General features: G+C 23.1%; 11 protein-coding genes. 4 read left to right on the top strand and 7 right to left on the bottom strand.

The features are described 5' to 3' along the window. Positions 1-43 precede the first annotated feature (43 nt). The 3 genes from metE to H0H36_RS02585 are packed head-to-tail and all read left to right on the top strand — an operon-like array spanning position 44 to position 4,179. Positions 44-2,338: a 5-methyltetrahydropteroyltriglutamate--homocysteine S-methyltransferase gene (gene metE, locus H0H36_RS02595; RefSeq protein WP_185869533.1), complete on the top strand. Its 2,295-nt coding sequence runs from the start codon at positions 44-46 to the stop codon at positions 2,336-2,338. 37 nt (positions 2,339-2,375) lie between these two features. Next, positions 2,376-2,819, top strand: a complete 444-nt coding sequence (locus H0H36_RS02590) for a SufE family protein (protein WP_185869532.1) — start codon at positions 2,376-2,378, stop codon at positions 2,817-2,819. After that, positions 2,806-4,179, top strand: a complete 1,374-nt coding sequence (locus tag H0H36_RS02585; protein ID WP_185869531.1) for an aldehyde dehydrogenase family protein — start codon at positions 2,806-2,808, stop codon at positions 4,177-4,179. Before H0H36_RS02590 ends, H0H36_RS02585 begins: the two co-directional genes overlap by 14 nt. Here the strand turns inward: H0H36_RS02585 and rpoN are convergent, their stop codons facing one another. The 6 genes from rpoN to H0H36_RS02555 form a co-directional block, all read right to left on the bottom strand. Continuing rightward, positions 4,180-5,601, bottom strand: coding sequence for an RNA polymerase factor sigma-54 (rpoN, locus tag H0H36_RS02580; protein WP_185869530.1), 1,422 nt, complete (start codon positions 5,599-5,601; stop codon positions 4,180-4,182). It abuts the gene before it with no gap. 7 nt (positions 5,602-5,608) lie between these two features. Then, positions 5,609-7,015 (bottom strand): asparagine--tRNA ligase, encoded by a 1,407-nt coding sequence (gene asnS / locus H0H36_RS02575; RefSeq protein WP_185869529.1) that lies wholly within the window; start codon positions 7,013-7,015, stop codon positions 5,609-5,611. Continuing rightward, positions 7,015-7,569: a ribosome-recycling factor gene (locus tag H0H36_RS02570; protein ID WP_185869528.1), complete on the bottom strand. Its 555-nt coding sequence runs from the start codon at positions 7,567-7,569 to the stop codon at positions 7,015-7,017. Before H0H36_RS02570 ends, asnS begins: the two co-directional genes overlap by 1 nt. Before the next feature lie 7 nt (positions 7,570-7,576). Beyond that, complete coding sequence (gene pyrH, locus H0H36_RS02565) at positions 7,577-8,293, bottom strand: UMP kinase (protein ID WP_185869527.1); 717 nt, start codon at positions 8,291-8,293, stop codon at positions 7,577-7,579. 59 nt (positions 8,294-8,352) lie between these two features. Continuing rightward, the gene (locus H0H36_RS02560; RefSeq protein ID WP_185869526.1) at positions 8,353-9,783 is read right to left on the bottom strand and encodes a Glu/Leu/Phe/Val family dehydrogenase; all 1,431 of its coding nucleotides are present in this window, start codon (positions 9,781-9,783) and stop codon (positions 8,353-8,355) included. A 165-nt stretch (positions 9,784-9,948) separates the two neighbouring features. After that, positions 9,949-12,726 carry a class I tRNA ligase family protein gene (locus H0H36_RS02555; protein WP_185869525.1) on the bottom strand — a complete coding sequence of 926 codons (2,778 nt, stop codon included), beginning with the start codon at positions 12,724-12,726 and terminating at the stop codon, positions 9,949-9,951. Between the two features lie 109 nt (positions 12,727-12,835). Here H0H36_RS02555 and mgtE point away from each other — a divergent pair, with 109 nt between their 5' ends. Next, positions 12,836-14,185 carry a magnesium transporter gene (mgtE, locus tag H0H36_RS02550; RefSeq protein ID WP_185869524.1) on the top strand — a complete coding sequence of 450 codons (1,350 nt, stop codon included), beginning with the start codon at positions 12,836-12,838 and terminating at the stop codon, positions 14,183-14,185. On the opposite strand, the gene H0H36_RS02545 is transcribed toward mgtE, so the two are convergent. After that, positions 14,177-15,190, bottom strand: coding sequence for an RluA family pseudouridine synthase (locus H0H36_RS02545; RefSeq protein WP_185869523.1), 1,014 nt, complete (start codon positions 15,188-15,190; stop codon positions 14,177-14,179). The genes mgtE and H0H36_RS02545 overlap by 9 nt on opposite strands. Positions 15,191-15,217: the final 27 nt, after the last annotated feature.

The raw sequence follows: 15,217 nt of genomic DNA, 5'->3' as shown, positions 1-15,217 counted from the left end.
GAATAGATTTTATATTTATAAATGTATACATAATAAAAATTTTATGCTGAAACATAATTTGGGATATCCTCGCATAGGAATACGAAGAGAATTGAAAAAAGCTTGTGAATCTTATTGGTCCAATCAAATTGATTTTAATACTTTGTTTGAAGTAGGAAAAAAAATAAGAGAAGATAATTGGAAAATGCAAAATATGGCTAATTTAGATTTAATTCCATGCAATGATTTTAGTTTTTATGATCAGGTATTAGATATGTCTTTATTATTGGGTGTTATACCAGAATCTTATATTTCCATACCAATTATACACAATAACATAGATTTATACTTTTCTATGGCTAGAGGATTACAAAAAGATGTATGGGATATTAAAGCTATGGAAATGACTAAGTGGTTTAATACTAATTATCATTATATAGTACCAGAATTTGATAAAAATCAAAAATTTTCTATTTTATCAAATAAACTATTTGATGAATCTGAAGAACTAAAAAAACTATTAAAATCAACAAAAAAAATAAAACCTGTATTAATTGGACCTGTATCTTATCTATTTTTAGGAAAAGAAAAAGATAAATCGTTCCATAGAATGGATCTAATTGAAAATATAGTTCCTATATATATAGAAATAATAAAAAAATTAAAAAAAAAAGGAATTAATTGGATACAATTAGATGAACCTATTTTAGGTTTAGATTTATCTAAAAAGGAAAAAAAAGCTTTACAATATGCTTATAAAGAATTATCTAAATTAAATTATGAAATAAATATCCTATTGACTTCTTATTTTGATGGAATTTCAGAAAATATAAATATATTTCAAGATATTTTTATAAAAATTTTACATATAGATTTAATAGAAGATCCTAACCAATTAGAAAAAATATTGTTTTTTATAAAAGATTCTGAAACTATTTTATCTTTAGGACTTATTGATGGGAGAAACATATGGAAGAATAATTATACAGATTCAATTAATAAAATTGAAAAAACAATAAAATATATAGGAGAAGATAGGGTAATGATAGCTCCTAATTGTTCTCTTTTACATGTACCTATAGATGTAACATATGAACATTCCATACATAAAGATATAAAAAATAGAATGTCTTTTGCAAAACAAAAAATTTATGAATTAGTAGATTTAGAAAAAATTATAAAAGGAGAAAAAACTATTTTATCAAAAAATATTTCTTCATTAAAAAAATCTATGGAATCTTCTATTTTCCATGATGAAAAAGTTAAAACAAGAATTAAACAAGTTAAAGAATGTGATTTAAAAAGAAAAAATTCTTTTTATGTAAGGCAAAAAAAACAGCATAAAAAATTTAATCTTCCTATTTTTCCTACTACTACTATAGGTTCTTTTCCGCAAACAAAAGAAATACGAAGTTTACGAAATAAATTTAGAAAAAATGAATTAAGTAAAGAAGAATATGATAAAAAAATAAAAAAATTTATTGTAAATGTTATTAAAAAACAAGAAAAGATAAATTTGGATGTTCTAGTTCATGGAGAATTTGAAAGAACAGATATGGTAGAATATTTTTCAGATAAACTAAATGGAATACTTTCTACTGAAAATGGATGGGTTCAAAGTTATGGAAGTAGATGTGTTAAACCTCCTATTATTTATGGAGATGTTAGTCGTACAGGAGACATGACTGTAGATTGGATATGTTTCGCACAAAAAAAAACCAATAAATTGATGAAAGGGATGTTAACTGGTCCTGTTACTATTTTGCAATGGTCATTTATAAGAAATGATCAACCTATTTTCGATACGGCTTATCAAATAGCTTGGGCTATTAGAGATGAAGTTACATCTTTGGAAAAAAATGGAATTCAGATTATTCAAATAGATGAACCTGCTTTAAGAGAAGGATTACCTTTAAAGAAAAAAAATTGGAAATCTTATTTTAATTGGTCTATTAAAGCTTTTCGTATTTCTTCAAGTGGAGTAAAAGATGAAACTCAAATACATACGCATATGTGTTATAGTGAATTTAATGATATATTTGAACATATTGCAGATTTAGATGCTGATGTTATCACGATGGAAACTTCTAGATCTAAAATGGAATTATTAAAAGCTTTTTCAGAATTTTCTTATCCTAATGAAATAGGTCCAGGAGTATATGATATTCATTCTCCAAGAATTCCTACTGTAGAAGAAATTTTTAATTTAATAGAAAAAGCTTCAAAAAAATTACCTATCAAAAATATTTGGGTTAATCCAGATTGTGGATTAAAAACTAGAAAATGGGAAGAAGTTTTAAAATCTTTAAAAAATATGACAGAAGCTGCAAAAATGGCTAGAATTAAACTATCTAATTAATATTATATTGCAAATATTATTTGTGTAAAAAATAGAAATGACTTTACAAGAAAAAGAAGAAATAATAAAAAAAGAATTTCAACTTTTAAATAGTTGGGAAGATAAATATGAATATTTAATAGATTTAGGAAAAGAACTAATAAAAAAATCTGATAGTTTTAGAACTAAAGATAAATTAATTTATGGATGTCAATCTAATGTTTGGTTAGAAGCTAAATTGAAAAATTCACATATTTTTTTTGATGCAGATAGTGACGCTATCTTACCAAGAGGAATGGCTGCTCTTATGATTCGTGTATATTCAGGTCTTTCTCCTTTTGATATTATTTATTCAAACGCTAATTTTATTTACGAAATAGGATTTCAAACTTTTTTATCTCCAATTAGAGCTAATGGCATAGCTTTATTATTAAAAAAAATAAAATATTATGCCTTAGCTTTTAATACTAAAGTTACAGTTGGATTAAATGGAAAAATTTAAAAAAATATTTAAAACTATTAATCCTATAGATAATAGTATAATAAAAACTTATTATTTTTTATCTGAAAAAGATATCAATACTAAATTATCTATAGCTCATAATGCATATAAAAATTGGAAAAATTATTCATTTGATTATAAAATTAAATGTTTAAAAAGATTGTATTTAATAATTCAATATTCTATAGATGAAATAGCTTTTTTAATTACAAAAGAGATGGGAAAACCTATCAATCAATCCTATACAGAAATAAAAAAAAGTATAAATTTATGCAAATATTATTCTAATCTAGATAAATCTATTTTTTATCAAGATTTACCTAACGTTACTAAATATAAAAAATCTTATGTTAGATTTGAACCTATAGGTGCTATATTAGGAATTATGCCTTGGAATTATCCTATTTGGCAAACTATAAGATCTACTATTCCTAATTTATTATTAGGAAATGTTATTCTTATTAAACCTGCTATTAATACATCTGGATGTTCTATTCTTTTAGAGAAAATGTTTATAAAATCTGATTTTCCAAAAGGAATTTTTCAAATTTTATTAGTAGATGTTAATCAAATTGAAAATATTATAGCTAATGATGTTATACAAGGAGTAACTTTTACAGGAAGTTCTTTAGTAGGTAGTGTAATTGCATCTATATCAGGTAAATATATTAAAAAGTCTATTTTAGAATTAGGAGGAAATGATGCTTTTGTAGTAATGAAAGATATAAATGATATAAAAAAAATAGCTAAATTAGCCACAAAATCTAGATTAAATAATACTGGTCAAACATGTATATCTGCAAAAAGATTTATTGTTGATAAATCTATTGTTGATGATTTTATAGATATAGTTATATCAGAAATGAAAAAATATAATAGAGGAAATTTATATGATAAATCTACTAAAATAGGATATATTGCCCGTTTTGATTTATCTGAAAAATTATATAAACAATATAATAATATTGTATCAAAAGCTAAAATATGTTTAGCAACTAAAAGAGATGGAAATTTTTTTCATCCATCCTTATTAAAAATAGAAAATAATAATTTTATAATAAATCAAGAAGAAATTTTTGGTCCAATAGGAATTGTTTCAACTTTTTATGAAGAAAAAGAAATACCTTATATTATTAATAATACATTTTATGGATTAGGTGCTTCTATTTGGACTGAAGATATAGAAAAAGCTGAAATTATATCTAAAGAAATAGACACAGGAATGGTATTTATAAATGAAATAGTAAAATCAGATCCTTGTTTTCCTTTTGGAGGAGTAAAAAAATCTGGATATGGTAGAGAATTATCTATTTTATCTATTAAAGAATTTTCCAATTGGAAAACTATTATTATCAAATAATCATAAAGTTTTTCGCATTCTTGCAACAGGAATTTGCATTTGATCTCTATATTTAGCTACTGTTCTTCTAGCAATTAAATATCCTCTTTTTTTTAAAATTTCTGATAATTTTATATCAGTAAGAGGTTTTTTTTTATTTTCTTTATTAATTGATTCTAATAAAATTTTTTTAATTTCAATAGAAGATATTTCATCTCCTTTTTTATTTATCATCTTTTCAGAAAAAAAACTTTTAATTAAAAAAGTACCATAAGGGGTATTAACATACTTACTATTAGCTACACGAGAAACTGTAGATATGCCTAATCCTATTTTTTTAGATATATTTTTTAATATCATAGGTTTGATTCTAACAGGATCACCAGTTAAAAAATATTCTTTTTGATAATTCATAATAGCATTCATAGTTAACATTAATGTATTTTGACGTTGTTTTATTGCATCTACAAACCATTTAGCTGAATTTATTTTTTGTTTTATAAAAACAACAGTTTTTTCATTATTTTTAAAATATTTTGAAGATTTATAAGATTTTAACATATTTAAATATAATGAAGAAATTTTCAATTCTGGTGCATTTTTTTGATTTAAAGATAGTTCTAATTTTTCATCTGAAATAGAAATAGTAAAATCTGGAATAATATAATTTAAATCTTTAATATTTTCAGAATAAATTTTTCCTGGTTTTGGATTTAATTTTTTTATTTCGTAAATAGCTTTTTTTAAATATTTTTCTGTTATTTCTAATTTTTTTTGCAATTTTTTGTAATGTTTTTTTACAAAAGATTCAAAATTATTTTTTATAATGTTTTTTGCTAATAAAATATTTTTATTTATTTTTTTTTTTTCTAATTGAAGAAATAAACATTCTTGTAAATTTCTAGATCCTATACCTGTAGGCTCTAATTTTTGAATATAATTTAAAAGTAAATTTTCTACTTTATCTTCAGTTACTGATATTCCAAGTATTAAAAAAATATCATCCACCAAAGATGATATTTTTATTCTTATGTAACCATTATCATCTATATTTCCTAATATAAAATCTGCAATTAACAAATCTCTATTATTTAAACGAAAAGTATGTAATTGATTTTTTAAATATTCTTGAAAAGATACTTTATGAATAATAGGAAGGTTTTTTTTATTATTACAATTATTTATATTATCATTTTTGAAATCTTCAATTTCGTCTACACTTAAAAAATATTCATCTAAATCTAAATTATTTTCTAACATATTTGTATCTTCTTCAGAAGATATATCCGATAAACTATCTTCTTCTAAAGCTGGATTATCTTCTAATTCTTTTTTTACTCTTTGCTCAAAATCTAAAGTAGATAATTGAACTAATTTAATTAGTTTAATTTGTTTTGGAGATAGTTTGTGTTGTACTTTTTGTAATAATTGCTGTTCTAACATAAAAATTTTAAAATTCTGCATTACTAGGAGTCCTAGGAAATGGAATGACATCACGAATGTTATTCATACCTGTTATAAATTGAACTAAACGATCAAAACCTAATCCAAATCCACTATGAGGTACAGATCCAAAAATACGTGTATCTAAATACCACCATAATTTATTTTTATCTATATTACTATCTTTGATACGTTTCAATAACATATCATAACGTTCTTCTCTTTGAGATCCTCCAATTATTTCTCCTATTTCTGGAAATAAAATATCCATAGCTCTTACAGTTTTTTTATCTTTGTTTACACGCATATAAAAAGCTTTAATACAAGAAGGATAATCAAATACAATTACAGGAACTCTATTAAAATAATTATTAACTAAATATAGTTCATGTTCTGATTGTAAATCTTCACCCCAAAGAACTGAATGATGAAATTTTATTTTATTTTTTTTTTCTTCTTTATTGAGTATTTCTACAGCTTTTGTATAACTTATTTTTTGAAAAGGAAATTTTAATATAAGTTCTAATTTTTCTAATAAAGTATTTTTTTTGCATTTTTTTATGTTTTCATTTAAAAATAATAAATCTTCCATGCAATTATCTAGTATATATTTTATAATAAATTTTAAAAAATTTTCAGCTAAATTCATATTTTCATCTAAATGATAAAAAGCGATTTCTGGTTCTATCATCCAAAATTCTGATAAATGACGAGAAGTATTTGAATTTTCTGCACGAAATACAGGACCAAAAGTATATACTTTTCCTAATCCTATAGAAGCTGTTTCTGCTTCTAATTGTCCAGAAACACTTAAATATGTTTTACATTTAAAAAAATCTTTTTTATAATCTATTGGATAATCATTTTTCAAATCCATAGTTGTTATTTGAAACATTTTTCCAGTTCCTTCACAATTTGAAGTAGTTATAATTGGAGTATGTAAATAAAAAAATCCATGTTCATGAAAATATTTATGTATAGAAAAAGCTATATAATGACGAATTCGCATTATACTACTAAAAATACTAGTTTTAAAACGTAAATGAGCTTGTTCACGAAGTTTTTCTAAACTATGTTTTTTAGGTTGTAAAATGGATTTTTGAAGAATATCTGAATTTATTGATCCATATATAATTATATTTGAAGATTTTAATTCTATATATTGTTTTACTCCTATACTTTTTTTTATAATTCCTATTACTTTAATTGAAGTTCCAATGGTTATTTTTTTTATAATTTTTTTTTCCAATTTTTTGGATAATACTATTTGTAAATTTTTAATAGTAGAACCATCATTTAAAATAATAAAAATAGAATAACGAAAAGAACGAATCCATCCTTCAACTAATACTTCTTTATTTAAAAAAGAACAACCTTGATCTAGTAATTCCTTAATTGAATATTTTTTAATCATTATATTTTCAATATTTCTCTTTCTTTATAAAGAAAAAAATCTTCTATTTTTTGTATATATTTTTCAGTTATTATTTGTATACGAGTTTCTATTATCTTAGCATCATCCTCAGAAACTTTAATTTTTTTTATATTCTGATTATTTTTTTTTCGTACATTCCTAATAAGTATTTTAGCTTTATCTGTTTGTATTTTAATCTTTTTCATTAAATTTTTTCTTCCTTCTTCTGTAATAATAGGAATACGTATATTAATATGATCTCCTTTGTTAGTTGGCATAAAACCTAAGTTAGCATCTATTATAGCCTTATCTATATTTGATACAATAGATTTATCCCAAGGTTGAATAAGAATATTCATATCATCTATAATTGTAATATTTGCTATTTCTATTAATGGAAAATAACTTTCATAACATTTTATTTTTATTTTTTCTAAAAAAGAAACTATAGATTTACTTCCTAACCTAACACGATGTATTTCTTCTTTTAAATTTCTAAAAATTTTTTCCATATCTCTATTACAAGAAGAAAAAATATCGTTTATTTGATCCATAATTTGATTAATTTTTAGAGACTAAAGTTCCAATATCTTCTCCAGATATCACTTTTTTAAAATTTCCTTTTCTATTAATATCAAAAATAATAATGGGTAAATCATTTTCATTTCCCAAAATAAAAGCTGTTTGATCCATCACTTTAATTCCCATTTTATACACCATATCAAAAGATATATTTTTAAGTTTTTTTGCATATTTATCTTTTTCTGGATCTTTTGTATAAATACCATCTACTCTAGTTCCTTTTAATAGAACATCGGCTTTTATTTCTATAGCACGTAAAACAGCTGCTGTATCTGTAGTAAAATAGGGATTACCTAGTCCAGCTACAAATATCACTACTCTTCCTTTTTCTAAATGATGAATCGCTCTATCTTTTACAAAAGGTTCTGCAATTTGATCCATTCTAATAGCTGTTTGAATATAAGTACATATTCCTATATTTTCTAAATAAGATTGAAAAGCTATACCATTAATAACAGTAGCTAACATCCCCATATAATCTCCTTCTATACGATCTATTGTATTTTTTTTTATTCTACTAGAAAAACCTCTGAATATATTTCCTCCTCCAATAACTATAGCTACTTGAGCTCCCATATCTACTACTTTTTTAACTTCTTCTGCATATTGTTGAAGACGAGTAGAATGAAGTCCAAATTCGTTGTTTCCCATAAGAGCTTCTCCGCTTAATTTCAATAATGATCTTTTGTACTTCATGAAAAAAATATTTGTTCAAAATATATTTTTTTTAACATTCTTTTGTGAAAGAATACTTTTTATGGAAAAATACCTAATCTCTCATAAGAGTCTACTATTTTATTTATAGCAAGAACGAATGCTGCTGTACGTATATTTTCTATTCTATACGATTTTTTTAAATCCCTAATTTTATGAAATCCACTAATCATAGTATCTTCTAAACCGCTACGTACTAAATCTATTTCTCTTGCTCCTCTCAAAATAATTTTTTTTTCTTCTGTTGAAATTTTTGTTTTGCAAACATTTTCAATGACTTGTAGTAATTCTGCATTCATATTTTCACTAAATCTTTTTTCCATACGTCCATAACGTACATGACTTAAATTTTTTAACCACTCAAAATAAGAAACAGTTACACCTCCAGCATTTAGATAAATATCTGGTACTATAATTATTCCTTTTTTTTCTAATATATCATCAGCATCAGGAGTTATTGGTCCATTTGCTGCTTCTCCTATAATTTTAGCTTTGATACGATTTGCATTATTTTTATGTATTACATTTTCCAAAGCAGCTGGAATTAAAATATCACATTCTAATTCTAAAGCATTTTCTGTATTTTCTATATTTTTAGCTTCTGGAAAATTTAATATAGATCCAGTATCTTTTAAATGTAGAATAACTTTAGATACATCTAAGCCTTTTTTGTTATAAATAGCTCCTTCTCTTTCTGCTAAAGCTACAATAATTGCTCCAGATTCATGAAAAAAATTAGCAGCATGATAACCAACATTTCCTAATCCTTGTATTATGATTTTTTTTCCAACTAATCCTACATCAAGACCTACAGATAACATTTCTTCTTTCATATAACATAATTCTCTAATTCCATAGAAAACTCCTAATCCTGTTGCTTCTTTTCTTCCTCTAACTCCACCTTGAGAAATAGGTTTACCTGTAACACAAGCTAAAGCATCTACCTCTCCAGGACGTATAGATAAAAATGTATCAAAAATCCAACTCATTTCTCTTTCTCCAGTTCCATAATCAGGTGCTGGAACATCTATTCCTGGACCAATAAAATTTTTTTTAATTAATTCAGAAGTATAACGACGAGTTATTTTTTCTATATTTTCTGTTGACATAGTTTGCGGATCAATTTTAATTCCGCCTTTTGCTCCTCCAAAAGGAACATCTACTATAGCACATTTATAGGTCATTAAAGCAGCTAATGTCATCACTTCATCTTGATTTACTTTGATACTATATCTAATACCTCCTTTACAAGGTAATTTATGATGAGAGTGTTGTACTCTATAAGCTTCAATAACTTTTATTTTTCCTCCTATTTTTACAGGAAAATGCATACGATATACAGCATTACATGCTTTAATCTGTTCTAATAGACCTTTTTCAATAGAAAGAAATCGTGCAGCTTTATCAAAATTTTTTTCTATACAATTAAAAAAACTATATGCACCAGTTATACTTTGGTTTTTTTTTGACATAAAAAAAAGTTTTTACACATTTTCAAATCATAAAATGAAAAAAATACAAAAACGAATATTATATAGCGAATGCTATATATTGAATACAAATCTACATTTTATTAATTTTAAGTTACTAATTACTAATGAAAAGATCTATTCTAATAAAAAAATATTATTACATTTTTATTGAAATAAAATATTTATTATTTTTTTTGGTATTATTATTAATTTTTTTATTTTTACACCTTTTAAAAAAAATTTTGTTTTAGGATGATTTAATATTTTATTTTTTATTTTTTCTATAGAAAGATTGGAATTCATTTTTTCTATAAATTTTAATTTTCCATTAAACATAATTGGATATATAATTTCTTTTTTTATAATATATTTAGGATTGAAAGTAGGAATAGAAGAATATATAATAGATTTTTTTTTTCCTAATTTATTCCATAATTCTTCAGCTATATGAGGAGAAAATGGGGCTATCAATTTAACTAAAGGTTCTAGAATTTTTCTTTTATTACATTTTAAAATAGTTAATTGATTTATAAAAATCATAAAACAACTAATAGCTGTGTTAAAAGAAAAAGATTGTATTTTATCCCGTATTTTTTTTATAGTATAATGTAAAATTTCTAATTCCTTAAATGTTGGCCTATTTTCGCTTACTTTAAAAATTTTGTTATTATGAAATAATCTCCAAAATTTATTCATAAAATTTTTTATTCCATTTATTTTTTTGTCATCCCAAGGCTTAGATTGAGTAATAGGTCCTAAAAACATTTCGTACATACGAAAGATATCTGATCCATATTTTTCTAAAATATCATCAGGATTTATTACATTAAACTTCGATTTAGACATTTTTTCTAATTTTCTTTTACAAAAAAAAATTCCATTTTCTAAAAAAAAATTAGCATTATAAAATTCTGGGTTATATTTTTTAAATAGATTTATATCCAATTCATTATTTTTTTTAATGAAAAAAATGTCTACGTATATTTCCTGATATGAAAAATATTTGTATTTTTTATTTTTTAATCCATAAGAAACAAAAGTATTTTTTCCTATAATTTTCAATATAATAGCAGAATAACTTAATATCATTCCTTGATTTAGTATTTTTTTAAAGGGTTCTTCTGCTTTAATCCATTTTCTATCTTTTAAAAATTTATTCCAAAATCTTGCATAAATTAAATGACCTGTACTATGTTCAGACCCTCCAATATATAAATCAACATTTTTCCAATAATTTTCCTTTTTTTCATCCAAAAAGAATTGTTGATTATTAACATCCATATAACGAAGAAAATACCAACTAGATCCAGCCCAACTTGGCATTGTACTAGTTTCTATTGGGAAAATAGATTTATGATTAATAAGTTTATTTGAAACTATTTTCATATTTTTTTCATCCCAAGCCCAATTTTTTTCTCTAATTAATGAATATTTTTCTTGTTTTGGATGAAATTTATCTATTTTTGGAAGTAGAATAGGAAGTTTTTCTATAGGAATAGTTTTTGGTATTTTATTATTAAAATAAATAGGTATTGGTTCTCCCCAATATCTTTGTCTAGAAAAAATAGCATCGTGTATTTTATAAACTATTTTTTCCTTTCCTATTTTTTTTTCTATTAATAGATTTGTTACTTTTTTTCTTGCTTGTTTACTATTCAATCCATTTAGAAAATAAGAATTGATACATATTTTTTCTTGAACATTTTTTTCTATAAAAACTTGAATAGTTTCTAATTTAAACTTTTTAGCAAATTTTTTACTTTTTTCTTCATGTCCAGGTATTCCTATTATGACTTTATTTTCTGTAAAAAAATTACTAATATAAATAGGTATTTTTTTATTAAAAAATGGATGCAAAATATAATTTCCTGTAAAAACACCAGAAATATTAGTATTTTTTATGTATGATTTTTCTTTAATATATTTTAAAACATCTTCTTGATAAGAATCAATGCTTATTTTATCTGCAAATGGATGATCTGTAGATAATACAATGAAAGTGATTCCGAATATCATTTCTGGACGATAAATAAATAATTCAATTTCTTTTATATCATCATAAGTTGTATTTATTATCTTAAATAAAACAGAAATAATTGTCGATTTACCTATCCAATTTAATTGTAATCTTTTTAAAGATTTAGAACAATCAATCAAATTTAATCCTTTTATAAGTCTTTCAGCATAAGCACTAATTCTTATATGCCATTGTAACATTTTTTTTTTATAAACAAAATATCCTCCTCTTATACTTCTACCATTTTTTATTTCATCATTAGATAAAACTGTTCCTAAATCTGGACACCAATTAACCATATTTTTGCATAAAAAAGCTAATCTATATTCTAAAAGAATAGATTCTTTTTCATAAAAATTCAGTTTTTTCCATTTTTTTGAATCAAATTTATATTTGTATGAAGTGTTTGCATTTATTAATAAATTACCATTTTTATTAAATTCATTAACTAAAATAGTTATAGGTTTTGCTTGTTCACTATTTTTATCGTACCAAGAATTAAAAATTTGTATAAACATCCATTGAGTCCATCGATAATAAATAGGATTACTGGTACAAAATTTTCTACTCCAATCAAATGAAATTCCTATTTTATCTATTTGATTTCTATATTTTTTTGCATTTTCATTAGTACTTATAGAAGGATGTTTTCCAGTTTGTATAGCATATTGTTCTGCAGGAAGACCAAAAGAATCAAAACCTATAGGATTTAGTACATTATATCCTTCTAAACGTTTGTATCTTGCATAAATATCTGATGCAACATAACCTAAACAATGACCTACATGAAGTCCTGCTCCAGAAGGATAAGGAAACATATTTAAAATATAATATTTTCTTTTTTTATTTTCTTTAGTACGGAAAGTATTATGTTTTTTCCAATATATTTGCCAACGTTTTTCTATTTTTCTAAAATTATATTCCATGTTTATTTTTGAACTTTTAAATGAACTTTATATGAAATGATTTTATGCGTAATTTTAGTATTAGTTAGTTAGTAAAGAAAATAATAAAGTTTTTTCAAAAAAAAAAAAAATGTTTAAAGACCATCAAGATTATTTAAATAATTTTAATGATAAGTTTTTTAACGATCAAACTATTAGTAATTTACAAAAAATAATTCATCGTTATCCAAACGATGTTATAAAAATATTTAGTTTATTAAAACTATGTAAATCTATTTCTGTTTTTAAAGTTTTAAAATTTTCTATAAAAAAAAAAATTATAGAAGAACTACCATTAATAAAAAAAATGGAATTTATAAATAATTTATCTGTAGATGATCGTATTTCTTTTTTAAAGAATATTCCAAAAGATTTTTTAAAAAATTTAATTAAATATTTAAATACAGAAGAAAAACGTAAAGCTTTAGTTTATTTGGGTTATCCTAAAAATAGTATAGGTTGTTTAATGATTCCATATTATTTAGCTGTACAAGAAACTTGGAATGTTCAAGAAGTTTTAAATTACATTAGAAAAGAAGTAAAAAAAAATAGAGATTTTATAGAAATTGTTTATATAATAGATCAAAAAGGAAAATTAATATCTGATATAAAAATAATAGAATTTTTATTAGTAGATCCTAATATGAAAGTATCAGATCTCATGAATAAAAAATATTCAGCAGCTTTAAATGTTACTGATACAGAAAAAGAAGCTACTAAATTATTTTCTAATAAAAATAGAATTTCACTTCCAGTAATAGATGATAAAAATTTATTACTAGGAATAGTAACTGTAGACGATATTTTATGGATTTTAAATAAATGTAAAGAAGAAAAAATAGGAGAATTAGAGGAATTAAATCAATCTTATCTTAAGATTCCTTTATTTAGACTTATTAAAAAAAGAGCAGGATGGTTAATTTTGTTGTTTATAGGAGAAATGTTAACAACAACTGTTATGCAACAATTTTCTAGTGTTATAGAAAAAGCAGTAGTTCTTGCCTTGTTTATACCTTTAGTTGTTTCAAGTGGTGGAAATAGTGGATCACAAGCTGCTAGTTTAATTATTCAAGCTATGGCTTTAGGAGAAGTTAAAATAAAAGATTGGTGGACAGTAATGCGTAGAGAAATTATTTGTGGTTTTTTTTTAGGAAGTATTTTAGGTTTAACAGGATTCATACGTGTCATAGCTTGGCATAATATAAATTTATATAATTATGGACCTCATTGGATATTAGTAGGATTAACTGTTTTTTTATCTTTAATTGGAGTAGTTTTATGGGGAACATTTAGTGGTTCTATGTTACCTTTTATAATTAAAAAATTTAGAGGTGATCCTGCTAGTTCTTCTGCTCCTTTCGTTGCTACTATGGTAGATGTTATTGGATTAGTTATATATTTTTCTATGTCTTATATCCTTTTACATGGAACTTTATTGTAGCAATGTTCTACATTTTTCAAGTACTTTTTCAAAATCTACAGGAATTGGAGATAAAAAATTACATTTTCTTTCTTTTGGATGAATAAAAGAAAGAGAAATAGCGTGTAAAGCTTGTCTTTGTAATATTTTAAAACAAATATTAAAGAATTCTATATTTTTTCTTGAACATTTTTTTCTATAAAAAATTTTATCTCCTCCATAAGTAAAATCACAAAATAGTGGATGTCCTAAATATTTAAAATGAGCTCTTATTTGATGTGTTTTTCCTGTTTTTAAATTACAGGACACATAAGTTAAATATTTAAATCTTTCTAATACTTTATAATGAGTAATTGAATATTTTGCTTTGTTTTTTACTTCATTAAAAATAGTCATTCTTTTTCTATTATTAGGATCTCTTCCAATAAAACCAGTTATAATGCCTTTTTTTTTAGGTAAATTACCCCATACTAAAGCTATATATTTTCTTATAATAGTTTTAGAATAAAATTGTTTTAATAAATATTTTTGAGAATATTCATTTTTAGCTAAAACTAATAAACCAGATGTATCTTTATCCAATCTATGTATTAATCCTAATCTATATAATTTAGTAAATTTTGAATTTAAAAAATGATATTTAATTCCGTTAATTAACGTTCCATTTTCATTACCAAATCCAGGATGTACTACCATACCTGCAGGTTTATTAACTACAATAATATCTTCATCTTCATAAATAATATTAATATCCATTTTTTCTGCTACAACATTATTATATTCTAATGGATCTAAAATAGAAGACATATAAATTTCTAACTCTATTAAATCTAGAGGTTTTATTTTATAATTTTTTTTTATAATATGTTTATTTACAAGTATTTTACCTGATCTAATATATTTTTGAATTTTATTTCTACTAAAATTATGTATATTTTTTTTTAAATATTTATCAATACGAGTTTCTTTTTGATTTTTTTTTACAAATAATTTAATTATTTTTATATTTTTATTTAAAAAAAACATTATACCCTTTTTTTTACTATTTTAGTA

Origin of the sequence: Blattabacterium cuenoti (genome assembly GCF_014252395.1) — a bacterium.
Taxonomy (GTDB): Bacteria; Bacteroidota; Bacteroidia; order Flavobacteriales; family Blattabacteriaceae; genus Blattabacterium; species Blattabacterium cuenoti_AA.
The sequence above is the reverse complement of the archived record's forward strand: the minus strand, read 5'-3'. Positions and strand labels throughout refer to the sequence as shown.